The organism is Streptomyces sp. SID9727 (genome assembly GCF_010550605.1).
Classification (GTDB): Bacteria; Actinomycetota; Actinomycetes; order Streptomycetales; family Streptomycetaceae; genus Streptomyces.
Window position 1 is genome coordinate 1 of sequence record NZ_JAAGNI010000208.1, and the last position, 24,574, is coordinate 24,574.

Consider the following 24,574-nt stretch of genomic DNA (forward strand, 5'->3'; position numbering starts at 1 on the left):
CGCGGCCCCGGTCACCGCCCCGCGCTTCGGCCGCCGCCGGGTGCTCGCCCTCGCGGCGGCCGTCGCGGCGGTGGCGGTGGGCGCGGCGGTGCTCCCGGTCACCGACTTCGGGGGCGAAGGACCGGCGGCCAGCGCCTCGGCGTCGGAGGTGTTCACGAGCATGGCGGACCAGGTGGCGGGGGACCCGGCCTCCTCGGCCCCGTACTGGAAGACGACCGTCAGGACGTGGGTCGAGGGCGACAGGGCCCACACCGACGACATCTACCTGGGCCGGGACAAGGTCGTCGTCAAGACGCAGAACGGCCGCACGATCAAGAAGGAGAACCCGAACGGGACCAGTTGGCAGGTGGGCGCCGGACAGGTCGCCTGGGACGACCTGGACACCCTCCCCACCCGCCCCGACGCCCTCCGCCGCACCCTCGCGGCCGGTGCGAAGGGCTCCGCAGCCGAGCAGACGGTCCGGCAGGCCGGCGACCTCCTCACCGGCGCCCCGGTCTCCCCGCGCCTGCGCGCCGCGCTCTACCGGGTGCTCGCGGAGACGCCGGGCGCGGTGGTGACGGAGAAGGTCAAGGACGCGACGGGCCGCACGGGCACCCGGATCTCCTGGGAGTGGAAGGAGAAGTGGCCCGTCCACAGCGACCACAACCCGAACTGGATCGTGCAACCGTCCACCGGCCGCCTTCTGGAACGCAACTACACCCCCGTCGGCAAGGACGGCCACATCACCGACCGCGACACCTACCTGTTCGCGGGCCCGGCGCAGACCACGGGGTGAGTCCCACCGCCGCCCATGGCCGCACGGCGGACCGCCGCCGGGTCGTGGGCGGCGGCGCGGTCCACACCCGGTACACCGGGTCGGCTCAGTCGCCGGAGGAGCCCCAGAAGTAGATCTCCCGCGGTTCCCCCTGATCGTCATGGAGCACGGCGCACCGCCCGTACCAACGCCGGCAGTCGAACTCCTCGAACCTAGGCACGTGATCCCGGGTGAGCTTCCGCGTGCCCAGGACACGCAGCGCCTCGTCCTCCGTCACCTGTTTCATCGTGGAGTCATCCGGCTTCTCGTCCGGCCCGATGATCCGGAAGATGTCGAGGATCGAGTGCGTCCCCGCTTCCTGGGCGAACTCGTCGGCCCACAACTCCCCTTCGGTCCCGGGCCACGGCAGCCGTTCCTCCTCCGGCCTCCAGTCAGCGCCCGAGACCCAGTAGTAGTCCCGCTCCTGAAAGACCTTCCGCCGCAGGGCGTCGAACGCCCCGACGAGATCCTCCTGATACGGAACCGAGTAGTCCCACCCCGACGCGCCCATACGGCCCTCCCCGCTCACCTCTTCCGGAACGGACGGACGCTAACAGCGGCCACTGACACACACCTGCTTCAAGCGCACCGGAAGCGCGTCACCAGGGGATCTCGGCCTCATCGCTGAACAAGCGGCCGTTCGGCCCGTCGTCCTCCACGGTGGCCACCCCGATCGCGGCGGTCGCGCCCTTCTGCCTGTGCCGCAACAAGGGCGTCATCTGGACCGACCAGGGCCCGGTCTGGCCCGAGCGCGGCCAGCCCTCCGGGGCTCCATGGTCGGGCTGCTCTGCGTACTCGTGGAGGAGGCGATCCGCTGCCCTCACCGGCAGACGAGCATGCCGCCAAGGCAGGAGACGCGGAAAGCGCCCGCTGTCCGGATGGTCTCATTCACTCGGTCCCTGGCGCGTTCGATCGTCTCCCGGAACGGCACGCCCATCTCGTCGGCCCAGGCTTCGTAGGAGGCCAGGTGCGCGACGACCGGTTCGGCGTCGGTCACCTCGATCACCCCGGGTAGTGGGATCGTGCGGATCTCGCCGAACACCGAACCGAGGATCGCCGGTGCGTCCTCCAGAGTGAAGCGAGCGGACAACTGCACCCGGGCCGGGCCCTCGTGGACACCCAGGACATCGCCTGCGGCCTGGCGCCAGAGGTGTTCCAGTTCCAGCTTGTCGGTCCGGCTGTTCGTGGAGACGATCGCGATGCCGCCGGGTGCCAGGACACGCCCCAACTCTCCGGCAGCTCGGACTTGGTCCTCGACGTGGTAGAGCATGTGCAGCGCAAGAACCGCCCCGAGGGATCCGTCCGCAACGGGCAACTGCTGTACGTCCGCGACGACCGCTCCAGGGAGGGCCCTGATGATGCCGTGGGAGACGTCCATGGGCAGCACGTCCAGGTCAGGACGGTCGTTTCGCACCCGGGCGACGAACTTCCCGTTACCGCAACCCACGTCGGCGACCACGCCGCGTACGTCGGCCAGTTCGTCGACGACGATGCCCGGAAGGTCGTGGCTCGGGGTCTGCCATCGGTAAAGGGACTGCCGCGCGGCCAGGTGCTGACCCGTTCCGTACGCCTTGGTGGCGAGGAGGCTGCGATCGGTCACCAGACGATCATGCGTGGGCTGGGAGGTCATCGTGGCTCCGTAGGGTTGCCGGCGAGAGCGGGCCGGACTGTCACCTCGTGAATGTGCGCGCGGAGATCGATTGCCGACCGTGCGCCACGGTACGGCTCGCTGCCGAGGAGCGCGGCCAGATTACGAAGCCTGATGGTGATGCTCGCCGTGTATGTCTCGGCGCCGAACACCTCCGAGAGCTTCGCTCCGGCTCCTTCGACGTCTCCGCCGGCTAGGTGGGCAGTGGCCAGGTCCAGATGGGCGGCTTGTAGATCGCCCGGGGAGCGGTCGCCTTCCGGCCCGCCGCGGTACAGCTCAACTGCACGGTTGGAAGCACTTATGGCGTGCCGAATCTGCTCGCCACCCTCGACGGCCAGCAGCGTGGTCCCGGCGTACGCCCACTGTTTGGCCTCGGGAAACGAGAAGACCCCGGGAAACTCGTCGGGTCCCGCAGTACCACGCGCCTCGTGGGCCAGTGCAAGTGTCCGCAGCGCGTTGCGATTGTCCCCTGAGGCTGCACGCGCACGAGCCTCCAGACTCAGTAGCCGAGCCTTGACTGTTCCCGTACCCAGGCCCTCACGCTGACCGGCCTGCGCAAGGTCTCCTGCTCTCCGGTAGTCCCCCGCCCAGTAGGCGATCAGGGACTGAAAAGACCGTGCCCAAGCGCGTAGTGGTGAGTGCTCCGAGATCTCCGCACACTGCACCACCGTGCGGACATGCGTAGCCGCAGCGGAGCGGTTGCCCAGGTCGAACGACGCGTGGGCTGCAAGTCCGGAAAGCCACCCCGCAACTACGTAGAGGTGACGGGTCTGGCTGGGGTGCTGACGCCCCTCCAGTAACTGGAACACGCCACTCTGAGCTGTGCGAATCTCCGGGATCAGAAGAGGCACTGGTCGGCTGACGAAGTCCCGGGCGAGTCGTTCGACATCAGCATCGAACTGCTCCAGCACGAGCGTGTTGACGTTGGTCTCCGCCGCGTGACGAGCGAGCCTCGCGGAGAGCCCTGTATCCGCAGCTAGGGAGCGCACACCCTCGCCCGCGCCTGGTAGTCCGGCGACGAGGGGTGCGATGACTGAGGCTGGCGCTTCGGCCGGTTTCCTGGGCTTGGTCGTCAGGCTCGGTGGAGCTTCCCAGGAGCGTCGGGCAAGCCCGAGCATGTGGCCGGGGATGCGCAGCCCGTCCGAGATTCGTTCGATCACGTCCATGTGCAGCAACTGCCGCCGTCCGGCGATCACCTCGCCCACACGGCTCGGGGTCAGATCACAGCGGCGCGCGATCATCGACGGATAGATGCCTGCTCGTACTTTGACCAGCTTGAAGACGCGGCCGAAGTCTCGGGTCCGGCATGCCTCGATCATCACCGGGTCCGTAAGCAGGCTGACCGGGAGTTCCTGAGAGCGGGATGGCTCGGGCATCGGGCACGCTCCGGCATGAGGACTACGAATTGCTGCGATTGATCTACTTAGGGTGATGTTACCCAGGTTGGGTAATCCGCTTGGCCTTTCTGGCGGGGGCCGTGGACCGCGATCCTCCTGTTCATGGCGAACGGACAGAACGAGGTACGGATGACGTTGCGGGTTTCCCGCGACTCCGGCCGGACGTGGGGACCTCTCACGGCGGTCCGCGTGGGCGAGGACACGGTGGTCCCGGAGAACCCGGGCCGCTACCCGCCGTGCGTCTGCCTGCGGTGCTCGCCGCAGGACAACAACGCCGTCGCCTCCTTTCGGATGGTGTCGTGATGCGTTGCGCGCACTGGCGCCGGGTGCCCCTCGACCTGGCACGGGAAGCGTGCGAGAAGTCGGCCGCCCTGTACGTGGACACAGCGGTGCAGTGCCAGTTGTCCTCGCATGACGAGAGTGAACACTTCGGCCTCCTCACCGACAACGGCCCGTGGGGAACCGCGCTGTGGCTCCGCTGGCGCGGGACCGATGAGCCGGAACTTCTCGTACTGCCGGACTGCCCGGTGGCCGCCCCGGGACCCGACGGTGACGGCTGCTGCCTGTTCGTCGACCACGCCGAGCAGCACACCTGGGAAGACACCCCGGAGGAGGCCCCGTGCACCAGCTGATCGCGAGCCCGTACAACGGAACGTTCCTGATCGCCCGTCCCGGTTCCAAGGGGGGCATGCGCATTCCTCGGACGCTGTACGAGGAGCTGGCCTCGATCGCCGAGAGCAGCAGCCCTCTGCCGGCCTGGCTCCTGGACCGCTCTCGTGCGGCCTGGAACGTGGACCTGGCCGACACTGCGATGCGGGACGCCGTTCTGGTACGTCCAGAGACCCGTCTCGGGTACGGCAGGGCCACGTACGAGATCAACAAGGGCTGCAACTTCAACTGCGAGCATTGCTACCTCGCGGAGCGGAGGTTCGAGGGGCTGCCCTGGCCCGACAAGGTCCGGCTCCTGCGCCTGCTGCGGGACGCCGGGGTGTTGTGGCTCCAGTTCACGGGTGGTGAGCCGCTGATCGACCGGGACTTCGTGGACGCGTACGTACTCGCCCACCGCTCCGGAATGCTGATTGAGATCCTGACCAACGGCTCGCGGCTACACCGCCCCGAGATCATTGATCTCCTGCGCGATTTGCCGCCGCACAAGGTAACCGTCTCCCTCTACGGAGCGACCCCGGACAGCTTCGATGCGCTTACGCGTAAGCCGGGGGCGTTCAAGCTGGTCGAGAAGGGACTCGTCGCGATGCGCGAGGCCGGCATCGCGGTTGAACTTGCGCTGATCATCACCCGGCACAACGCCCACGAGCTGGACGCCATGCGGGCCCTCGCCGAGCGGTACGGAGCGAGCCGTCAGGAGTACGGAGCGATCTCGCCCACGTACACCGGCACGCCCGAACCGCTGGCCGCGCAGGCGCCCGGATTCCTGGACAAGACCAGCGTGTTCAAGGGCTGCCCCGCCGGCCACACCTTCTTCCACGTCGACCCGCATGGCCTGGCGACCATGTGCAAGGTCGGCCGGGAGAATCCCATCGACCTCATGTCCGACGGCCTGGACGGACTTCTCCGTCTGCCCGGCATCGCCGATGCCCAAATGCTTCGCACCGGTGGCTGCGGCGGCTGTCAGCTCTCCGGCACCTGCCGGGTCTGCCGACCGCTCGCCAAGGCGTACCAGGAGGCGAAGGCACCACTGAACACCTACTGCCAACACGGAAGCGAGGAAGCGTCATGACCGCTGTCATGGTGGAGATCAGCCCCCGACCGCCGGTCCTGGAGGAGCCCGAGGGAGTGATCCTCCTGGATGACCTGGAGGTGCTGTCCGAGGGAGCCATCCCGGGCTGCAACGACGACAACCCGTACCGGTAGACAACCGGCTGCGCAGAACAGCGGGGGCTTCGGACGTTCTTCCGTCCGGAGCCCCCGCACCACCACCTTCTGGAAGAGTGACGCCCCATGGCGACCACCCGCATCGGCCTCGACCAGCTGCCGCCCGCAGCCCGTGTTGCCGTCGAGGAGTACACCGGCCCGCTCCTCACGGTTGAGGAAATGACCGAGGGCTTCAACAGTGAGATCGCGGCCCGTGTCACCTCCGCCACGGGCACCTGGCACATCAAGGGCCTGCGCACCGACCACCCCCGCGTCTGGACCCAGCGCCGCGAGGCTGCCGTCGCCCCCCTCCTCACCGGCCTGGCCCCTGCCCTGCGCTGGCGCGTCGAGACGGCCGGCTGGGACCTCCTCGGCTTCGAAGCGCTCGCGGGCCACCACGCCGACTACGCCCCCAGCTCCCCAGATCTCTCCGAAGTCGCCTCTCTGCTGCGCCGCCTCGGCGAAACCCCCTGCCCCGGCATCGAACTCCGCCGCGCCGAACAGCGCCTGGAACGGTACGTCGCCCACCCGGACGACCTCCGATTCTTCGGTGGGCCCCACCTCCTCCACACCGACCTGAACAACACCAACGTCCTCGTGGACGACCACGCCCCGAGGGGCGAACGGGCCCGCCTGGTCGACTGGGCCTGGGCAACCCGCGGAGCGGCCTGGCTCGACGTCGGCTACTGGGTCGTCTGGCTCATCGCATCCGGCCACACTCCCGCCTCTGCCGAGGGATGGGCCGCCGAGATCCCCTCCTGGCACACCGCCACCGCCGACGGCATCACCGCCTTCACCACCGCCAACGCCAACCTCTGGTCCGAGATCAGCACCGCCGACCCCTCCCCATGGACCCAGCGCCTCGCCGCCGCTGTCACCGCCTGGCACGCGCACCGTCCGAGCGGGTGAGAGCGCGGGGCGCCTACGCTGGTGACCATGACCTCAGTGGAGGAGGGGCGTCCGCGTGCGCTGCTCGCGGGCGCTTCGCGGCGGTGGGTGCGGGTGCTGCCGTGGGCCGTGGCGTTCGTGCTGTGCGTCGCCCTGCTGCCCACCACCATCCAGGTCCTCACCGCCGACTACGGTCTGAACGGGGGCGTCGCCGGTGCGCTGGCCGTCGCCCAGGCCGCCCCGCTGATGTTCGCCGTCGTACAGCCGTTGAGGGCCTGGTACGTGATCTTCGCCGCCGACGTGGCGGGGGCGCTCGCCCTGCTCGCCGTCGACTTCGAGGACCGCCTGCTGTGGCCGTTCCCGCCCATGCAGATCGTCGGGTACGTCGGGCTCTGCCTCGCCCTGGGCCTGCGCGAGCGGCGCCGGACGCTGATCCGGGTGTGGCTGGTCACGGCGGTGGCGAACGTGGCGCTGGGGTTCGCCGCACCCCACGGCTTCGGCGCCCGGGACCTGCTGTTCACCATCCTCGGGGGCGTCGCGCTCCTGCTGGGGGCTGCGTTCCGTGAGCGGTCCGACGCACAGCGCAGACTGGCCGAGCAGGAGACGATCAGCGAGGCCGAGCGCGGCCGGCGCACGCTGCTGGAGGAGCGCGCCCGGATCGCCCGCGAACTGCACGACGTGGTGGCCCACCACATGTCCGTCATCACGGTGCAGGCCGACACGGCGGAGTACCGCCACGACGGGCTTCCGCCGCAGCTGCGGGAGGAGTTCACGTCCATCGCGGCCACCGCGCGCCAGTCGCTCGGCGAGATGCGCAGGCTCCTCGGCGTGCTGCGCAACGAGGAAGCGCACGGTGAGCTCGCGCCCCAGCCGGGCCTCGCGCAGATCGGGCCCCTGGTGGAGGCGACGGAGCGGGCGAGCGGGCGGGTGGACTTCATCCCCTGCGACGCCGAGGTGCCCGAAGCGGTGGGCCTGTCCGCCTACCGGATCGTCCAGGAGGCCCTGGCGAACGTGGTGCGGCACGCACCGGGCGCGCACACCCGGGTGTCGCTGTCCGTGTCGGACCCGACCGCGCCCGTGCCGGACCCCGCCGCGCCCGTGCCGGACCCCGCCGCGCCCGCCGTCCCGCAGCTCACCGTCCTCGTCGTCAACGGCCCGCCGCCGGAGGCGTCCGGAGGGCCGCTCGAAGCGGGCGGCACCGGGCACGGCCTCGTCGGCATGCGTGAGCGGGTCAGGATCATCGGCGGCACCCTCGACGCGGGGCCCCTCCCGGACGGCGGCTTCCGGGTCGCCGCCCTCCTCCCCCTCACCGGAACGGACCCCACGTGACGACACGCGTCCTCATCGTCGACGACCAGGCCATGGTGCGGGCGGGCTTCGCCGCGCTGCTGGCCGCCCAGAGCGACATCGACGTGGTGGGCGAGGCCCCCGACGGCGAGCGGGGGGTCGAGCTGAGCCGGCAGACCCGCCCCGACGTCGTGCTGATGGACGTCCGGATGCCCGGGATGAACGGCCTGGCGGCGGCGCGCGAGCTCCTGCACCCGCCCTCGGGCGTCACCCACCGGCCGCGCGTCCTGATGCTCACCACCTTCGACGTCGACGACTACGTCTACGAGGCGCTGCGGGCGGGCGCGAGCGGCTTCCTCCTCAAGGACGCGCCGCCGGCCGACCTGATCGCGGCGGTCCGCGTCGTGGCCTCGGGCGAAGCGCTTCTCGCCCCCTCCGTGACCCGCCGCCTCATCGCGGACTTCGTCAAGCAGCGCCCCGCCGCCCGGGGCAAGCCCGAGCAGCGGCTGGGCGGCCTCACGGAGCGCGAGACCGAAGTCCTCTCCCTGGTGGCCCGCGGCCTGTCGAACGCGGAGATCGCGCAGACCCTGGTGCTGGCCGAGCAGACGGTGAAGACCCACGTCAGCCGCGTCCTCACCAAGCTCGACCTGCGCGACCGCGCCCAGGCCGTGGTCTTCGCCTACGAGTCGGGTCTGGTGACCCCGGGCGAGTAGGACGGGTGCGCCCCGCGTACGGGTGCGCTCCGCGTACGGGTGTGCTCCGCATACGGGTGCGCTCCGCATACGGGTGTGCTCCGCGTACGGGTTCGCCGCCTGCGGGTTCACGCCCGCACGGGTGCGCCGCCGCTCTCCGCCACCCCCTACCGCCGTAGCACGGCCACGTTGGCTCCCGGGTATGACGCCCCGCGCACAGCCTTCCCCGCACTCTTCACCCGTAGGCAGAACGCACGTGTGAGGGAGACCGGAAAATGAGGCTACGCAGGAGCAAGCGGGGGAAGGCGGAGGTCCGGCCGGAGGCGGGCCACGCGTCCGGGGGCCCGGCCGCCACGCCCGGTCTCGCGGTCGAACTGCGCGATGTCCGGCGGCACTACGGGCGCGGCGCGGGCACCGTGCACGCCCTCGTGGGCATCGACCTGGCCCTGCCGAGCGGCACGTTCACCGCGGTCATGGGCCCGTCCGGGTCCGGCAAGTCCACGTTCCTCCAGTGCGCCGCCGGGCTCGACCGGCCGTCGGCGGGCTCGGTGCGCGTCGGCGGTACGGAGATCACCGGCATGGCCGAGAACGAGCTCACCGAGCTCCGCCGCAGCCGCCTCGGCTTCGTCTTCCAGGCGTTCAACCTGCTGCCGTCGCTGACCGTGGAGCAGAACGTGCTGCTGCCCATGCGCCTGGCCGGGCAGCACCAGGACCGGCACCGGGCGCGGGCGGTCCTCGCCCAGGTCGGACTCGCGGACAAGGCCCGGCGCCGGCCCGCGGAGCTCTCCGGCGGCCAGCAGCAGCGCGTGGCCGTCGCCCGCGCCCTGGTCACCAGCCCCGACGTGATCTTCGCGGACGAGCCCACCGGCGCGCTCGACACCGGCACCGCCGCCGAGGTCCTCGGCCTCCTGCGCGACGCGGTGGACACGCTCGGGGCCACCGTCGTCATGGTGACCCACGACCCCGTGGCGGCCGCCTGGGCCGACCGGGTGCTGTTCCTCGCCGACGGCTCCTTCGCCGACCACGTGGAGCGCGGCTCGGCCGAGCGGATCGCGGCCAGGATGGCCGCGCTCACCTCGCGCACCGCCCGCGCCGGGGCGACGGCCGGAGTGGCCGCATGAGGCGCCCCAACGGACTCGCCCGCGAGGCCATCCGCTTCAAGCCCGCGTCCTTCGCGGGCACCTTTCTCGCGCTGCTGATGTCCGCGCTGATCGTCTCGGCCTGCGGAATCCTGCTGGAGACCAGCCTGCGCGCCTCCGTGCCGCCGGAGCGGTACGCCGGCGCGCCGGTCGTCGTGGCGGCCGACCAGAACGAGTACGTCGTCACCGGCAGCGGCGAGGACCTGGAGAAGGAGGCGACGCCGCTGCCGGACACCGCCCGGATGGACGCCGGGCTGGCGGCGAAGGCCGCGGGCGCGCCGGGCGCGGCCACCGCCGTCGCGGACTTCACCTTCCCGGTGCACGCGCGGGGCGGTGCGCTCACCGCGCACGGATGGGGCTCCCACAGCTTCACCGGCACCTCACTGACCGCGGGCTCCGCGCCCCGCGAGGGCGAGGTCGTGCTCGACACCGGGGCGGCCCGCGCCGCACGGGCCTCCGTGGGGGACACCGTCGCGCTGGAAACCGCCGCCGGGCAGCGGGACTTCCGCGTGGCCGGTCTCGCCGAGGCGGGTCCGGCGGAGACCGCCCGGGACTCCGGCGACACGGGCGGCACGACCTGGTTCGCCGACACCCAGGCCCCCGTCCTCGCCGGGCACCCCGGCAAGGCCGACGCCGTCGTCGTGCTGGCGGAGAAGGGCACCGGCGCCGGCACCCTCGGCGACGCCGTGAAGCGGGCCCTGGCCGGCTCCGGCGTCCAGGTCCACACCGGCGACGACCGCGGAGCCGTCGAGGAACCGGGCCTCGCGTCCGCCAAGCTGACGCTCTTCGGGATCGGCGGGTCCTTCGGAGGCATCGTCGCCGTCGTCGCCGTCTTCACCGCGGCCGGAACCGTGGCGCTCTCGGTCAGCCAGCGGGCCCGCTCCTTCGCCCTGCTGCGCGCCATCGGCGCCACCCCGCGACAGGTGCGCCGTGCGGTCGCCTCCGAAGCGCTGCTCGTCGCACCGCTCGCCGGGATCGCCGGCTGCCTGCCCGGCATCGGGCTCGCGCACTGGTGGTTCGGGCAGCTTCAGGACCGTGGAGCCGTCCCGCGCGCCGTGGACCTGCACGTCTCCGTGCTCCCGCTGCTCGCCGCCGTCGTCCTGGGCCTGCTCACCGCGCTCGGCGCGGGCTGGATCGCCGGGCGTCGGCCGGCGCGGATCGCGCCGGGACAGGCGCTGTCGGAGGCGTCGGTGGAGCGGCTGCGGCCCGGGCTGGTCCGCACCCTCCTCGGCGTCGCCGCCCTCGTCGGGGGTGCGATCCTCACGGGGGTGTCCGCCCGTTCGGCGGGGGACGACGCGGCCGGTGCCGCCCTCGGCGTCGTCATGCTCTTCATGCTCGCCGTCGGGCTGCTCGGCCCGCTGGTGGCGCGACTGTGCGCGGGACTGTTCGGCCTGCCGCTGCGCGCCGCGGGCCCGGCGGCCGGGCTCGCGGCGGCCAACTCCCGCGCCAACGCCCGCCGTCTCGCCTCCGCGATCACCCCGATCGTGCTCGCCGTGGCGTTCTCCTCAACCCTCGTGTTCATGCACACGAGCGAGAACCACGCCGCCGACAAGCAGCTGCGCGCCGGTATCACCGCGGACCACGTGGTGACGGACCCGGCGGGGCTCCCGGCGGACGCGGTGGCCCGCGCGGCCCGCACGCCGGGCGTGGAGACGTCCGTCGGACTGCTGAACACCCAGGTGCTGGTGCCGACCGGCTCGGGCGAGTTCAAGGCGTTGCAGGGCGCGGCCACCCAGGGCGTCACCGGCTCCGGTGCCGCCCTCGCGAAGGTGCAGGATCTGGACGTACGCGCGGGCAGCCTCGACCGGCTCGGCGCGGGCCGCATCGCCATCGACCGGACGCTGGCGGACTCGGCGGACGCCGGCGTCGGCGACCGGCTGCCGCTCTACCTCCCGGACGGGACCGAGGCCGCTCCCGAGATCGTCGCGGTCTACGGCCGGGGCCTCGGCCTGGCCACGGTGACCATGGACCGGGCGTCCCTGGCCGGGCACGTCACCTCGGGCTTCGACAGCACGCTGCTGGTACGGGGCGGCGCGGCGGAGGCGCTCACCGGCCTGGGCGAGGTCACCGACGCCTCCGGCTACGCCACCGCGCGGAACGCGGAGGCGGAGCTGGGCGCCTGGATGAACTCCACCATGGCCGCGGTGCTCGGCGGTTTCGCGGCCGTCGCCGCGGTCAACACCCTGGTGATGACGGTCCGGGACCGCCGTCCCGAGCTCGGCGCGCTGCGCCTGATCGGCGCCACCCGCCGACAGGTGATGACGATGCTGCGCTGGGAGGCCCTGCTCGTCTCGGCGGCGGGCCTGGTCCTCGGCTCCGCGATCGCCGCGGCCACGCTGATCCCGATGATGAACGGCGTGACCGGCGACGCGCCGTACGTGCCCCCCTTGATGTACGGGGGTCTCGCGGCGGCTGTCGGCGGCCTGGCCCTGCTCGCGGTCACGCTGCCGGCCAGGACGGGGCCGCGCCACCGGGCGTAGAGAGGCGGGAGTCCGGTCGACACCGGCTCCCGCCGCCTCGTGCGGCCGGGCCCGATCACCCCCGGGCGTCCGCCGGCCCCCGGGGGCAGTCCCGGGGGCCGGCCGCGGCGTGGCCGTTCCCTCAAACGGGACGCCGAGGTGGTGGTGTGCCCGCGGACGTCAGCTGTAGACGCCGAACTCGTACAGCGAGTAGCCCCAGCCCGTGCCGCGCGCGGTGCCGTTGACGCGGACGTAGCGGCCCGTGCCGGTGACGTCGAGGTCGTCGATGTCACCGTTGCCGTCGGTCACGCTCCTGATCGTCGTCCAGTTCCGGCCGTCCTCCGACGTCTGGATCTCGTATCCCTTCGCGTACGCCGGGTCCCACGCCAGCTGCACGTGCTTGATGGCCGTGGAGGCGCCCAGGTCGACCTGGAGCCACTGCGGGTCGCTCCAGTCGCTGGCCCAGCGGGTGTCGGACTTGCCGTCCACCGCGTTGTCCGCGCCGCACGGGCAGCCGCCGGTCGGGTCCGTCTGGAAGGAGGAGGCGGTGGCGGGCTTGCCCTGCGAGACGTTGGTGCCGTCCACCTTCGGCGGGACCACCTTGAGGGACCTGGTCTCGACGCCCACGTTGCCGTGGCCGTCCCGGGCCTTCACGTACACCTTGTAGACGCCCGTCCTGCTCGGCGCCTTCGCGGTCAGCGTGCCGTCACCGTTGTCCTTGGTCTCGGCGGGGACCAGGGCCTTGTTCTGGTCGATGTAGTTGCTGCTGAACAGGACCTGGTACGTGATCGCGTCGCCGTCCGGGTCCGTGGTGTGCGTGGAGACGTGCACGTCGGAGCCGGTGGGGACGCCCTCGGTGGCGTGGTCGACGGTCATGCCGGAGATCACCGGCGGGGTGTTGTCACCGGAGGTGTCGGCGCCGTACGCCTTCTTCACCGCGTAGTACGACAGCCGCTTCTCGCCGCCCGGCAGCAGGTTGAACCAGACGCCGCCGAAGTCGTCCTCGGTGCCGTAGTGGAACATCGTGGCGCCCAGGGCCACCCCCGTGTGCCCCGTGACGCAGCCCCACGCCCTGGTGTAGCCCTCGGCCTTCGCGGCGTCGGTGGGCTCCTCCGGTACGCCGTTGGCGTCGTCGTCCACCTCCCACTCGCCGGCCGGGCCCGTCTCCGTGACGATGTAGGGCTTGTCGTAACCGCCCTGCTGCCAGTCCGACTCGACGTCGCAGACCGCGTCGTAGGCGTTGACCGCGTAGAGGTCCAGGTCCGGGGCGTTCTTCTTGTAGTACGGCCAGGCGCCGGTCCACGCGTCGGTGGAGGTGACCGGGTGGTTGGGGTCGACCTCGTGGATCTTCTTCGCGATGTCGTTGACGAAGGAGGTGTACGCGTTGCGCTGGGCCTCCAGTTCGTCGCCGCCGTAGCAGTTCTGCAGGCCGAGCGTGGACTCGTTGCCCACGTTCCACATCAGCACGCCGGGGTTGTCCTTGTAGGTGTCGACCCACTTCGGGAACTCGGCGAGCATGTCGTTCTTGTACTGCGCGTCCGTCAGGTAGTTGACGCAGCCGCCGCTACCGGGGCCGCCGCCGGGCTGGAGCCAGAAGCCGGCGATCACCTTGACGCCGTTGGCCGCCGCCGTGTCGAACAGCGGCTTGCTGGTGGCGTCCGTGCCCCAGGTGCGGATCGTGTTGACGCCCATCGACGCCAGGTCCGGCAGATACTTCCCGGCGTCCGCGACCGAGGGGCCCCAGGTGAGGCCCTTGACCGTATACGGCGAACCGTCCACGGTCAGCTGCCAGTCGCCCTGCGAGCCGGTGACCTTCACGACGTGGCCGGCCGCCTGTGCCGACGGTGCCTGGAGGGTGAGCAGCCCGCCGCCGAGGAGGGCGGCAGCCGCGACCGGGGCCATCAGGCGCCGGGTGGTACGGGTGGGGGGACGGTGCATGTGTCGCTCCTTGCGTGTGGGGGGAGTCGGGGGGTGCGGGGGTGCGCGCGGTCCGGGGCCTCCGCGAGCGCGGAGAGCGCTCTCCGGTTGGGGCCGAAAAAAGGCCCCGGACCTGTGGGGGCACGCGCACGTCGCCGGTTACGGCAGCCGGTAGTTCCCGTCGAGCACCGCGCCCTTGTCGGGGTGGTTCTCGTCGTAGCCGTGCGGGTCGCACTGGAGGCCGCCCTTGATGCAGTGGGTGACCATCGCGTCCAGCGTGGCGGTGTCCCAGGCGTTCATGAAGTCGTAGTGGAACGAGTAGCCCGCCCCGCTCGCCAGCCTCACCTGCGACATGTCGCCGTTGACCGGCCACGCCATCTTGAACTCGATCATCGGCAGCGCGACCGGGTGGTCCGCCGGGCAGGAGTTGTAGTTGGCGCCGCCCGCCACCGGGTACGCCATGTGGCTCTTGTGGTCCGGCGTGTCCAGGTGGATGCCGTCCCAGCAACTCGGCGCCTGGAGGCGCAGGTTCAGCTGCACGTCCCGGCGGTCGGGGCAGGACGCGGGGAAGTCGTAGTTCTTGAACGAGTCACCGCACTCCCAGCCCTCCACGGTGCCCTTGAGGTTCTTGAACTCCTCCTTGCTCTGCATCGGGCTGCCGACGACGAACCGCAGGCCCTTGGGGAAGGGGCGGACGCTGCGGTAGTCGGTGACGCCCGCCTTGTAGTAGATGGTCTGGACGCCGTCGGGGAGGATCTTCTGGTCCCCCTTGAACAGGCTCGGCATCCAGTACGCCGACTTGTCACCGGGCGCCAGACACGTGGTGTTGCCCGTCTCCAGCGAGGCGGCCGTGGTGTTCGCGTTGGTCGTGGTGTTGCCCATGAACGTGTGGTCGTGGGACTTGCCGGGCTGGCCCGGGTAGACGATCGGGTCGTCCGGCGCGGTGTGCGTGGGGGCGCACTTGGCCTGGAACTCGTGGAAGTACGCCTGCGGCGGTACGTCCATTGAGGGGGTCACCCCGGTGACCGGCGGGTTGGCCATGATGTAGCCGTCCCCGTCCGGGTCGTCGCCCGACGCCTGGGTGGACGCCGGCATGCCGGGCATCCCGGGCATCGAGTACGCCGCGTGCGCGGTGTGGGCGGCGGTGCCCGTCTCGGGGGCCGCGTTCGCCGTCGCGGCGATCCCGGCGATTCCGGCCGTGGTCAGGCTCAACGAGGTGAACAAGAGCAGTCCGGTGAGGGTTCTGGACCTCCGTGGCATGGAGAGACCTCCTGCGCGTCGTGGGGGAGTGCGGGGGTGGAGGAGAGCGCCCGGCCGGGAGGACGGAAGCAGTGCGGGGATTGTTGGAGAGCGCTCTCCCGTTGGGAGTGTTCCGTTCCTGACAAGAGCGTGTCAATACTTCGTGTCGCCCCTTCATGAGCCGTCGCCGTCCGTTACGGGGATGCCGAGCGCCCCCAGGAACGCGGTCGTGGCAGGGGTCCGGCCGGAGCGGCTCCAGGTCGCGTGCTGGACGCGGACCGGCGCGTCGGACACCTCGACCGCGACGATGCCGGGGAGCCGGTCGGCGTACGCCGGGGGCAGCATCGCCACCGCCAGGCCGGGAGCGACGAGGCTCGCGATGTAGTCCGCGGTGGTGACCTCGAAGGCGACGTCCCGGACGAGTCCGGCGGCGGCGAACGCCTGGTCGGTCTGGGCGCGTCCGGCCGTGCCCGCCGGGAAGTCCACGAACACCTCCGAGGCGAGTCTCCGCAGGTCCACGGAGGGCGCCCCGGCCAGCGGATGGCCGGGGGTGACCACGGCGACGAGCCGGTCGCGGGCCAGTTCGTGGCGGCCGACGCCCCGGGGCTCGGCGCTCGCGGGCAGCCCGAGGAAGGCCACGTCGAGGGTGCCCTCGCGGACCTGCTCGACCAGCTCGTCGCTGGCGCCCACCCGCAGGCTGACGCGGACGTGGGGGTGGCGTCGGCGGAAGTCGCCCAGGGCGGCCGGGATGTCGACGGCGGTGACCGTCGGGATCAGGCCCACCGCGAGCCGGCCGCGCACCTCGCCGACCGCCGCCGCGACCTCGGCGGCGGCCCGGTCGGCGGCCTCCAGGCACTGGCGGGCGGCCGGCAGGAACGCCTCCCCGGCCGGGGTGAGCCGTACCCGGCGGGTGGTCCGCTCGAAGAGCCGCCCGCCCAGCTCCCGCTCCAGGCGGGCGATCTGATGGCTCAGGGCCGACTGCACGACGAGGCACCGCTCGGCGGCCCGGGTGAAGCTGCTGGTCTCGGCCACGGCGATCACGTAACGCATCTGCTGGAGCTCCATGGGTGCATCGTTCATCCATCGTGGATCGAGATCAATGAGCTGACGGACATGTGTTGGACTCATCAATGGCCCCGGGCCGAGACTTCGGAACATGACAAGCCGACCCGCGCGGGGGGCTGCCGGGGCGCTGCCCCGTACCGCCCTGACCGCGCTCGCCCCGGCGGTATGGGGCACGACCTACATCGTCACCACGGAGTTCCTGCCGGCCGGGCACCCGCTGTTCGCCGGTCTCCTGCGCGCCCTGCCCGCCGGTCTCCTCGCCCTCGCCGTCACCCGCACGCTGCCGCGCGGCGCCTGGTGGGGCAAGGCGGCGGTGCTCGGGGTGCTCAACATCGGGCTCTTCCTGCCGCTGCTGTTCATCGCGGCGGAACGGCTGCCGGGCGGTGTGGCCGCCACCCTCGGCGCCGCGCAGCCGCTCGTCGTCGCCGTCCTCGCGGTGGCCGTCCTGCGCCACCCCCTCTCCGCCCGGCCCCTGCTGTGGGGCGTGACGGGGGTGCTCGGCGTCGGCCTCGTGGTCGTCGGGCCCGGGGCGGGACTGGACGCCGCCGGGGTGGCGGCCGGTCTCGCCGGGGCCGTCACGATGGGGCTCGGGGTGACGCTCACCAAGCGGTGGGGGCGTCCCGAGGGCGTCGGCCCGCTCGCCTTCACGGGCTGGCAGCTCACCGCCGGGGGCCTCTTCCTGGCGCCGGTGACCTTCCTGGCCGAGGGCGCGCCGCCCGCGATCGACGGCCGCGCCGCGCTCGGCTACCTCTGGCTGGGCCTGATCGGCGGGCTGCTGACGTACGCGCTGTGGTTCCGGGGGATCGGCGCGCTGCCGGTGACCTCGGTCGCCGTCCTCGGCCTGCTCTCGCCGCTCGTCGCGGCCGGCCTGGGCGCGCTCTTCCTCGGCCAGACCCTCGGCCCGGTCCAGCTGGCGGGCTTCGCGCTCGCCCTGGCGTCGATCGTCGGGGGCCAGCTCCCGGGGCGCGCCCCTGTCGTCCTCCCCACTCCCGTACCGGAAAGGACCCCTTGATGAGGATCGCCGTTCTCGGAGCCGCAGGCATGGCCGGCTCCCGCGTCGTCACCGAAGCCGCGCACCGGGGCCACGCGCTCCTCGCGGTGTACCGCTCCACCCGGCCGGACGCCCTGCCGCCCGGCGTCACCCCGGTGGCGGGGGACGCGGACGACACCGACGCGATGTGCGCCCTGTTCGAGGGCGTCGACGCCGTGGTGGCCGCGACCCGCCCGCCCGTGGGGCGCGAGCACACGATCGCGGCGACGACGACCGCGGTGCTCGACGCGGCGGCGAAGACCGGGACGCGCGTCCTGGTGATCGGCGGCGCGGGCCCGCTGGAGGTCCCCGGGCACCCCGGGCGGCTGGTGCTGGACGACCCCGCGTACGTACCGCCCCAATGGCGCACGGTGGCCGCCGCCAGCTCCGCCCAGCTCGCCGCCTGCCGGGCGCACGAGGCCGACTGGACCTACCTGAGCCCGCCGGCCGTCCTGGAGCCGGGCCCCCGTACGGGTGCGTACCGGCGGGGCACGACGACCCTCCTCACCACGGAGGACGGCACGTCCCGCATCTCGGCGGAGGACCTCGCGGTGGCGGTCCTGGACGAGCTGGAACGGCCGCGCGGGGAGTGGCGCTTCACGGTGGGCTACTGAGCCCCGGCGGCTCGCAGGGCGGCGGCGATCCTGTCGTGGATCAGCAGGTCGGCGGGGCCGCGGTTCTCCTTGAGCCGGTCCAGGTCCCCGGGGCCGAACCAGCCGTGATCGCTGATCTTGGTCCACTCCAGGGCGGGGCGGTCCAGGTCGCCGTCGACCTCCACGAGGTAGTCCGCCTCGTGCCGCAGCCCGCCGCCGTCGTCGCCGGTCCAGCTGGTGACGCCGAGCAGGGTCCGGAGCCGGCGCAGGCGCCATCCCGTCTCCTCGCCCACTTCCCGGGCGAGGGCGGCCACCAGGGTCTCGCCGGGCTCCACATGGCCGCCCACGATGTCCCAGCAGCCGGGGAACAGCCGTTGGCGGGGGCCGCGCTTCTGGGCGAAGGCGCGGCCCTGTCCGTCGAGGATCACCGCGCCGACGGCCCACGTCTCGCCGGCGGCGGGGACCGGGACGTCGACGCCGGGGTCGACCAGGACGTCAGGGCCCGCCGTTCCGGGTCCCTGACCCGCCGCTCCCGTCACGGCCCCGCCCGCAGGACCTCCGCGACGACCGGGCCCGCCGCGTCGCCGCCGTGGCCGCCGGACTGGACCAGGGCGGCGGCGGCCAGGTCGTTGCTGAAGCCGGTGAACCAGCTGTCGGAGGTGGCGTGCCCGTCGATCTCCGCCGAGCCCGTCTTGGCGCCCTTGTCGCCGCCGACGCCCGCCATGGCCTGGGTCCCGGTGCCCTCGGGGGCGGTCGCGGTGTAGCGCAGCATGTCCTTGAGCTGGCCGGAGACGCCGGGCGGCAGCGGGGTCGCGGTGGCGAAGGTCCGGTTGTCCAGGGACTGCGGCACGATGAACGGCTGCCGGAAGCGGCCGTTGACGGCGGTGGCGGTCACCGAGGCCATGTTGAGCGGGTTCATCTCGATCTTGCCCTGGCCGATGAACGAGGCGGCCGTCTCGGCGTCCCGGGACTCGGGGACGCTGCCGTCGAACGTGACGATGCCCGACTGCCAGTTCCGGCCGATGCCGAAGTACTGACCGGCCTCGTTGCCCAGCGCGGTGTCGCGCTTGCCGCCCAGGGGCAGCACCGGCTTGATGAAAGCGGTGTTGCAGGACCGGGCGAACGCCGTCTTCAGCGTGGCGCTCGGCATCGAGAAGTCCTTCAGGTTGTGGAAGACGACCCCCAACCAGGGCACGGTCGCCGGGCAGTTGACGGGCGCGTTCGCGCTGCCCAGGCCGTTCTGGATGATCATCGCGGAGGTGATGATCTTCATCGTGGAGCCGGGGGCGACCTTGCCCTTGCGGGCCGCGTCGAAGCCGTCGGCCCGGTTGTTCGCGAGGGCGCGGATGGCGCCCGTCGACGGCTCGACCGCCGCGACCGACGACTCCGCGAACTTCTTCACGCCCCGCTCGGCCGCCGCCTGGATCTTCGCGTCGATCGTCGTCTGCAGCTTGCCCGACTTGCCCTTGACCAGGGTCAGCAGCGTCTTGTCCGCGCCGTCCGCGTTCGCGCTGTTGATCCAGGTCTCGATGCCCGTCGTGCCGCCGACCTTCTCGCCGTACTTCTTGCGCAGTTCGTCGAGGATGCCGCCGAGCGACGGGTACTTCTCCTTGGTGAGCACCTGCCCGCTGCGGTCGACCGCCTCGATCGTCGCGCTGGAGGACTCGCCGGTCTCCAGCGACTCGCCCTTGGCGAGGTCCGGATGGATGACGGAGGGCTCCCAGTCCACCAGCGGGCGCCCGGTGGTCAGTCCGCGTACGACGGTGAGCTTCGAGGCGTACGACCAGGACTTCGTCGCGCCCTCGTACGAGACCGTCGCCTTCACGGTGTACGGGACCGTCGAGCCCGCCGCCTTGCCCGGGGTGATCACGGCCTTGGTGACGTGCGCCGTGTCGCTGTAACCGGTCAACGCGGTCTCCGCGTCGGCCTTGTTGTTGGTGAGCGCCGCCGCGGCCGCCGCCTCGCCCTCCGCCCACGCGGCGAGGAACTTCTTCGACGTGTCGGCGATCTCCTCCCCGGTGACCGGACCCGACCTCACCTCGGAGGAGTCGGCGGCCGTGCTCGTACGACCGCCGACACCGCTGTCCCCGAGCCCGTCCAGGATGTTGTACGCCCCGTACCCCACCCCGCCCAGGACGAGCGCGAACACCCCGCCGACTATGCCTACCTTCGCTCCACTGCGCATTCCCTGCTGTCCCCATCCCCCGGAGCTTCTTGAACGCGTTCAAGAAAGTTGTATGGGGCACCCTACGGGACCGTGGTGACGGGAGTACCGGTTGTTATCGGAATGCGACGCGGACATGACGTGAATGGCGGGATGGGGCCCTCAGATCCAGGTGTCCAGCCACATCCGGTCCCGCCAGGAGCCCTCCGGGATCGACGTCCCCGTGAACAGCGGCCAGAAGTAGATGAAGTTCCAGATGATCAGCAGCACCAGTACCCCGGCCGCCACCGCCCCCAGCGTCCGCCGCCGTTCCCCCGAGGGATCGGACTTCGCGAGCCCGAGTTCGTACCGTGGCCCCGTCTCCGCCGCCGGCCCCAGCATCGCGCCGATCATCATCGACACCGCCAGGCACAGGAACGGCACGAACACGACCGCGTAGAACAGGAAGATCGTGCGCTCCTGGTACAGGAACCACGGGACCCATCCCGCCGCCACCCCGCACGCGATCGCGCCCGCCCGCCAGTCGCGGCGGAACGCCCAGCGCCACAGCACGTACAGCAGGGCGAAGCAGGCCGCCCACCACAGCAGCGGCGTCCCGATCGCCAGCACCTCGCGGGAGCACTTCCCGGTCACCGACTCCGCGCAGCCGTTCTGCTCCTCGTAGAAGTACGAGACGGGCCGGCCCAGCACGATCCAGCTCCACGGATTGGACTGGTACGTGTGCCCGGACGTCAGGTGCACGTGGAAGTCGTACACCTGGTGCTCGTAGTGCCACAGGCTGCGCAGCCAGTCCGGCAGCCAGGTCCAGTCGCCGCCCTTGCCGTCGGTCGTCGCCCAGTCCCTGAAGTAGCCGTGCCGGTCCGGCGAGTTCCGGACGATCCAGCCCGTCCAGGACGCGAGGTACGTGACCAGCGCGACCGGGACCACCGAGACGAACGCCGGGAGCACGTCCCGCAGCAGCACCGCCGTGTACGGGCGGACGGCCCCGGCGGTGCGGCGCGCGCCCACGTCCCACAACACGGTCATCAGGCCGAACGCGACCATGATGTACAGGCCGTTCCACTTCGTGGCGGCGGCCAGGCCCAGCGAGACACCGGCGGCGATCCGCCACGGCCGCCAGCCGAGGCGCAGGGTCTCCGCGACCCGCGCGTCCGGGCGCAGCACGCCCTCCTCGTCCACCGGCAGCGCCGCCGCGAGCCGGGCCCTGGCCCAGTCGCGGTCCAGGAGCAGACAGCCGAACGCGGCCAGCACGAAGAACATCAGCACCAGGTCGAGCAGCGCGGTGCGGCTCATGACGAAGTGCAGCCCGTCCACCGCGAGCAGCGCGCCCGCCAGGCAGCCGAGGAACGTCGAGCGGAACAGCCGGCGGCCGATCCGGCACAGCATCAGCACCGACAGCGTGCCGAGCACGGCGACCATGAACCGCCAGCCGAACGGCGTGAACCCGAACAGCTGCTCGCCGAGGCCGATGATCCACTTGCCCACGGGCGGGTGCACCACGTACCCGGGGTCGGCCGGCACCGGCACCTGCGAGGGGTCGTTGAGGATCAGCTTGTCGACGTCCTTGGGCCACGCGCCCTCGTACCCCTGGTTGATCAGCGCCCAGGAGTCCTTCGCGTAGTACGTCTCGTCGAATATCACCGCGTGCGGGCTGCCCAGCTTCCAGAAGCGCAGCACCCCCGCGACCGCCGCGACCAGCAGCGGACCGCCCCACGCCGCCCAGCGCACCAGCCGGTCCGCGAGCAGCGGCGGCACGCCGAGCACCGCCCACAGCTGGTTCCCGGGCCGGGTGTACGGCGGGATCAGCCGCTCCCGCAACCCGATCCCCGGGCGCGGGGAATGGCCGAAGCGGCGCAGCCGCCGCTGCCAGGAGGTCGTCTCCGGGCCGTGCTGTTCCCCGGCGTCTTCGCCCTGCCGGGCTTCGGGCGCAGTACTCGTCACCGCGCCATCGTAGGGAACACGTCTGTGGGAGGGGTGTTCCCCGTGCGGGAGGATGGGTCCTGTGACTGGAACGACTGGAACGCTCGTGCTCGCAGGGACCCCCATCGGCGACCTGGCGGACGCCCCGCCCCGCCTCGCCGCCGAACTGGAGGCGGCCGACGTCATCGCCGCCGAGGACACCCGCCGGCTGCGCCGGCTGACCCAGGGGCTCGGCGTCCACACCACGGGGCGCGTCGTCTCGTACTTCGAGGGCAACGAGTCCGCCCGCACGCCCGAACTCGTGGAGGCGCTGGCCGGCGGGGCCCGCGTGCTGCTGGTCACGGACGCCGGTATGCCGTCCGTCTCCGACCCGGGCTACCGGCTGGTCGCCGCCGCCGTGGAGCAGGACATCAAGGTCACCGCCGTGCCCGGCCCGTCCGCCGTGCTCACCGCGCTCGCCCTGTCCGCACTGCCGGTGGACCGGTTCTGCTTCGAGGGGTTCCTGCCGCGCAAGGGCGGCGAGCGCCTCTCCAAGCTCCGCGAGGTCGCCCGCGAGCCCCGCACGATGGTCTTCTTCGAGGCCCCGCACCGCCTGGACGACACCCTCGCCGCGATGACCGAGGTCTTCGGCGCGGAGCGGCGGGGCGCGGTGTGCCGCGAGCTGACCAAGACCTACGAGGAGGTCAAGCGCGGTCCACTGGGCGATCTCGCCGCCTGGTCGGCCGCCGAGCAGGTACGCGGGGAGATCACCGTCGTGGTCGAGGGCGCGCCCTCCGGCGGGGAGGACCTGGGCGCCGACGAGCTGGTGCGCAGGGTGCGGGTGCGCGAGGAGGCGGGGGAGAGGCGCAAGGAGGCGATCGCCGCCGTCGCCGCCGAAGCGGGCCTGCCCAAGCGCGAGGTGTTCGACGCCGTCGTCGCGGCAAAGAATGCCGCCCGGACCGGCCATGCGGACGGCAAAGGACTAATCTGAAAAGCAAAGCGAGAGCCGCGTACCGGCCCCTTTGACCACGAGAAGCCCAAAACCGCTCCAACACTCGACAGGGCCCGGTGCGCTCCCGCCGGAGAAGGCGTCCACTGGAAGGCAGGGCGCATTCCCCGGAGTGCTTGTCCGACGGACAAGAGGAGCAGGCATGAGCGACATCACAGCAGCCACCGCACACGAGGCATACGCCTTCGCCTGCATGAGGTGCGGCCACGGGTGGGAGCAGGCGTACGAGATAGAGCACCACGTCGACCCGTCCGGCCACGCCTATGTGGTCTACCGGGCGGACGGCGAACGGGTGCCCTCGCCCCTCTCCACCCCCACCTGCGCCAACTGCGGCGGGCACGTCGTGCGGATCATGCGGTCCGGCCGGGTCTCCAACATCCAGCGTTTCCTGTACAACCAGAACCGTTCCCAGCCCGCCGCCGGGCCGCTGCGCCCGGAGGAGCCGGCCGAGGAGCCGGTGGCCGCCACCGCCGCCCCGTCGGCCGGACACCACTGGCACCTCTCCGATCTCCTGCACCCGTTCCGGAAGTAGGGCGGACCGCCCCGGTCCTCGTACGATCGTGGCCATGAGCCGTACCGAAGCCCCGCCCCTGCCGGAACCCCTCCGGGTGCCGGTCGCCGATTCGCACACCCACCTGGACATGCAGGACGGCACCGTCGAGGAGGGCCTGGCCAGGGCCGCCGCGGTGAACGTGACGACCGTGGTCCAGGTGGGCTGCGACGTGAAGGGGTCCCGCTGGGCCGCCGAGACCGCCGCCGCGCACGCGAACGTGCACGCGGCGGTGGCCCTCCACCCCAACGAGGCGCCGCGCATCGTGCACGGCGACCAGGGGGGCACCTCCCAGCCCTCTGGGGCTGGGGGAGGGTGGTCGCGGCAGGGGGCGCGCGAAGGCGGCGGGACGGCCGCGCTGCACGAAGCCCTCGCCGAGATCGACGCGCTGGCCGCGCTGCCGCAGGTGCGCGGGGTGGGCGAGACCGGCCTCGACCACTTCCGTACGGGCCCCGAGGGCATGGCCGCCCAGGAGGAGTCCTTCCGGGCCCACATCGAGATCGCCAAGCGGCACGGCAAGGCCCTCGTCATCCACGACCGCGAGGCCCACGCGGACGTCCTGCGCGTCCTCGCCGATGCGGGGGCGCCCGAGCGGACCGTCTTCCACTGCTACTCCGGCGACGCGGACATGGCCCGGATCTGCGCGGAGGCCGGCTACTTCATGTCGTTCGCCGGGAACATGACCTTCAAGAACGCCCAGCCGCTGCGCGACGCGCTGGCGGTGGCCCCGCTGGAACTGGTGCTCGTCGAGACGGACGCCCCGTTCCTGACGCCGGCGCCGTACCGGGGGCGGCCCAACGCGCCGTACCTGATCCCGGTGACGCTGCGGGCGATGGCGGCGGTGAAGGGGCTGGACGAGGACACCCTGGCCGAGGCGATCGCGGACAACACGGCCCGGGCCTTCGACTACTGAGCGGGGCCCCCGCGGTGGCC

The 24,574-nt window shown here is 72.1% G+C and carries 24 protein-coding genes and 1 pseudogene; 16 read left to right on the forward strand and 9 right to left on the reverse strand.

Going from position 1 to position 24,574, the window contains the following annotated elements:
* The coding region (locus G3I41_RS13725; protein WP_164400496.1) for a CU044_5270 family protein at positions 1–775 on the forward strand (775 nt) is incomplete at its 5' end.
* 85 nt (positions 776–860) lie between these two features.
* On the opposite strand, the gene G3I41_RS13730 is transcribed toward G3I41_RS13725, so the two are convergent.
* A complete protein-coding gene (locus G3I41_RS13730; protein WP_164400497.1) occupies positions 861–1,304 on the reverse strand; it encodes a hypothetical protein in 444 nt (147 codons plus the stop codon).
* Positions 1,305–1,480: 176 nt separating this feature from the next.
* On the opposite strand from G3I41_RS13730, the pseudogene G3I41_RS37655 reads away from it, so the two are divergent.
* Positions 1,481–1,549 (forward strand): annotated as a pseudogene (locus G3I41_RS37655) (VOC family protein); the annotation flags it as partial.
* A 64-nt stretch (positions 1,550–1,613) separates the two neighbouring features.
* Here G3I41_RS37655 and G3I41_RS13745 read toward each other — a convergent pair.
* Positions 1,614–2,423 (reverse strand): class I SAM-dependent methyltransferase, encoded by an 810-nt coding sequence (locus G3I41_RS13745; RefSeq protein ID WP_164400498.1) that lies wholly within the window; start codon positions 2,421–2,423, stop codon positions 1,614–1,616.
* The gene (locus G3I41_RS36825) at positions 2,420–3,817 is read right to left on the reverse strand and encodes an XRE family transcriptional regulator (RefSeq protein WP_239081616.1); all 1,398 of its coding nucleotides are present in this window, start codon (positions 3,815–3,817) and stop codon (positions 2,420–2,422) included. The genes G3I41_RS13745 and G3I41_RS36825 overlap by 4 nt, the downstream gene beginning before the upstream one ends.
* Before the next feature lie 123 nt (positions 3,818–3,940).
* Between G3I41_RS36825 and G3I41_RS13755 the strand changes: the two genes are divergently transcribed.
* From G3I41_RS13755 to G3I41_RS13790, 9 genes are all read left to right on the forward strand, one after another.
* Complete coding sequence (locus G3I41_RS13755) at positions 3,941–4,141, forward strand: hypothetical protein (protein ID WP_164400499.1); 201 nt, start codon at positions 3,941–3,943, stop codon at positions 4,139–4,141.
* Complete coding sequence (locus tag G3I41_RS13760; protein WP_164400500.1) at positions 4,141–4,470, forward strand: hypothetical protein; 330 nt, start codon at positions 4,141–4,143, stop codon at positions 4,468–4,470. Before G3I41_RS13755 ends, G3I41_RS13760 begins: the two co-directional genes overlap by 1 nt.
* Positions 4,458–5,576, forward strand: a complete 1,119-nt coding sequence (locus tag G3I41_RS13765; RefSeq protein ID WP_164400501.1) for a radical SAM protein — start codon at positions 4,458–4,460, stop codon at positions 5,574–5,576. Before G3I41_RS13760 ends, G3I41_RS13765 begins: the two co-directional genes overlap by 13 nt.
* Positions 5,573–5,710: a hypothetical protein gene (locus tag G3I41_RS36385; protein ID WP_185992985.1), complete on the forward strand. Its 138-nt coding sequence runs from the start codon at positions 5,573–5,575 to the stop codon at positions 5,708–5,710. Before G3I41_RS13765 ends, G3I41_RS36385 begins: the two co-directional genes overlap by 4 nt.
* 87 nt (positions 5,711–5,797) lie before the next feature.
* A complete protein-coding gene (locus G3I41_RS13770; protein WP_164400502.1) occupies positions 5,798–6,619 on the forward strand; it encodes an aminoglycoside phosphotransferase in 822 nt (273 codons plus the stop codon).
* 27 nt (positions 6,620–6,646) lie between these two features.
* Positions 6,647–7,927: a histidine kinase gene (locus tag G3I41_RS13775; protein WP_164400503.1), complete on the forward strand. Its 1,281-nt coding sequence runs from the start codon at positions 6,647–6,649 to the stop codon at positions 7,925–7,927.
* Entirely contained in the window at positions 7,924–8,598 is a 675-nt protein-coding gene (locus G3I41_RS13780; protein WP_164400504.1) for a response regulator transcription factor, read from the forward strand. The genes G3I41_RS13775 and G3I41_RS13780 overlap by 4 nt, the downstream gene beginning before the upstream one ends.
* A 254-nt stretch (positions 8,599–8,852) precedes the next feature.
* Positions 8,853–9,698, forward strand: coding sequence for an ABC transporter ATP-binding protein (locus G3I41_RS13785; RefSeq protein ID WP_164400505.1), 846 nt, complete (start codon positions 8,853–8,855; stop codon positions 9,696–9,698).
* Entirely contained in the window at positions 9,695–12,196 is a 2,502-nt protein-coding gene (locus G3I41_RS13790; protein ID WP_164400506.1) for an FtsX-like permease family protein, read from the forward strand. The genes G3I41_RS13785 and G3I41_RS13790 overlap by 4 nt, the downstream gene beginning before the upstream one ends.
* 159 nt (positions 12,197–12,355) lie before the next feature.
* Here the strand turns inward: G3I41_RS13790 and G3I41_RS13795 are convergent, their stop codons facing one another.
* The 3 genes from G3I41_RS13795 to G3I41_RS13805 all read right to left on the reverse strand — a co-directional run bounded on the left by G3I41_RS13795 (position 12,356) and on the right by G3I41_RS13805 (position 16,396).
* The gene (locus G3I41_RS13795) at positions 12,356–14,113 is read right to left on the reverse strand and encodes a discoidin domain-containing protein (protein WP_164400507.1); all 1,758 of its coding nucleotides are present in this window, start codon (positions 14,111–14,113) and stop codon (positions 12,356–12,358) included.
* 138 nt (positions 14,114–14,251) lie between these two features.
* Positions 14,252–15,352 carry a DUF1996 domain-containing protein gene (locus G3I41_RS13800; RefSeq protein ID WP_203600968.1) on the reverse strand — a complete coding sequence of 367 codons (1,101 nt, stop codon included), beginning with the start codon at positions 15,350–15,352 and terminating at the stop codon, positions 14,252–14,254.
* A 153-nt stretch (positions 15,353–15,505) separates the two neighbouring features.
* A complete protein-coding gene (locus tag G3I41_RS13805; RefSeq protein ID WP_164400523.1) occupies positions 15,506–16,396 on the reverse strand; it encodes a LysR family transcriptional regulator in 891 nt (296 codons plus the stop codon).
* Positions 16,397–16,487: 91 nt separating this feature from the next.
* Between G3I41_RS13805 and G3I41_RS13810 the strand changes: the two genes are divergently transcribed.
* On the forward strand, positions 16,488–17,408 hold the full coding sequence (locus G3I41_RS13810; protein WP_164400508.1) for an EamA family transporter: 921 nt from the start codon (positions 16,488–16,490) through the stop codon (positions 17,406–17,408).
* The gene (locus G3I41_RS13815; RefSeq protein WP_164400509.1) at positions 17,408–18,040 is read left to right on the forward strand and encodes an NAD(P)H-binding protein; all 633 of its coding nucleotides are present in this window, start codon (positions 17,408–17,410) and stop codon (positions 18,038–18,040) included. Before G3I41_RS13810 ends, G3I41_RS13815 begins: the two co-directional genes overlap by 1 nt.
* Here G3I41_RS13815 and G3I41_RS13820 read toward each other — a convergent pair.
* The 3 genes from G3I41_RS13820 to G3I41_RS13830 form a co-directional block, all read right to left on the reverse strand.
* On the reverse strand, positions 18,034–18,558 hold the full coding sequence (locus tag G3I41_RS13820; RefSeq protein ID WP_164400510.1) for an NUDIX domain-containing protein: 525 nt from the start codon (positions 18,556–18,558) through the stop codon (positions 18,034–18,036). The genes G3I41_RS13815 and G3I41_RS13820 overlap by 7 nt on opposite strands.
* Positions 18,555–20,204, reverse strand: coding sequence for a penicillin-binding transpeptidase domain-containing protein (locus G3I41_RS13825; RefSeq protein ID WP_203600970.1), 1,650 nt, complete (start codon positions 20,202–20,204; stop codon positions 18,555–18,557). The genes G3I41_RS13820 and G3I41_RS13825 overlap by 4 nt, the downstream gene beginning before the upstream one ends.
* A gap of 141 nt (positions 20,205–20,345) precedes the next feature.
* Entirely contained in the window at positions 20,346–22,124 is a 1,779-nt protein-coding gene (locus G3I41_RS13830) for a phospholipid carrier-dependent glycosyltransferase (protein ID WP_164400512.1), read from the reverse strand.
* A 52-nt stretch (positions 22,125–22,176) separates the two neighbouring features.
* Here G3I41_RS13830 and rsmI point away from each other — a divergent pair, with 52 nt between their 5' ends.
* The 3 genes from rsmI to G3I41_RS13845 all read left to right on the forward strand — a co-directional run bounded on the left by rsmI (position 22,177) and on the right by G3I41_RS13845 (position 24,554).
* A complete protein-coding gene (rsmI, locus tag G3I41_RS13835; protein WP_164400513.1) occupies positions 22,177–23,073 on the forward strand; it encodes a 16S rRNA (cytidine(1402)-2'-O)-methyltransferase in 897 nt (298 codons plus the stop codon).
* A 160-nt stretch (positions 23,074–23,233) separates the two neighbouring features.
* Positions 23,234–23,623, forward strand: coding sequence for a hypothetical protein (locus tag G3I41_RS13840; RefSeq protein ID WP_164400514.1), 390 nt, complete (start codon positions 23,234–23,236; stop codon positions 23,621–23,623).
* A 34-nt stretch (positions 23,624–23,657) separates the two neighbouring features.
* A complete protein-coding gene (locus G3I41_RS13845; protein WP_164400515.1) occupies positions 23,658–24,554 on the forward strand; it encodes a TatD family hydrolase in 897 nt (298 codons plus the stop codon).
* Positions 24,555–24,574: the final 20 nt, after the last annotated feature.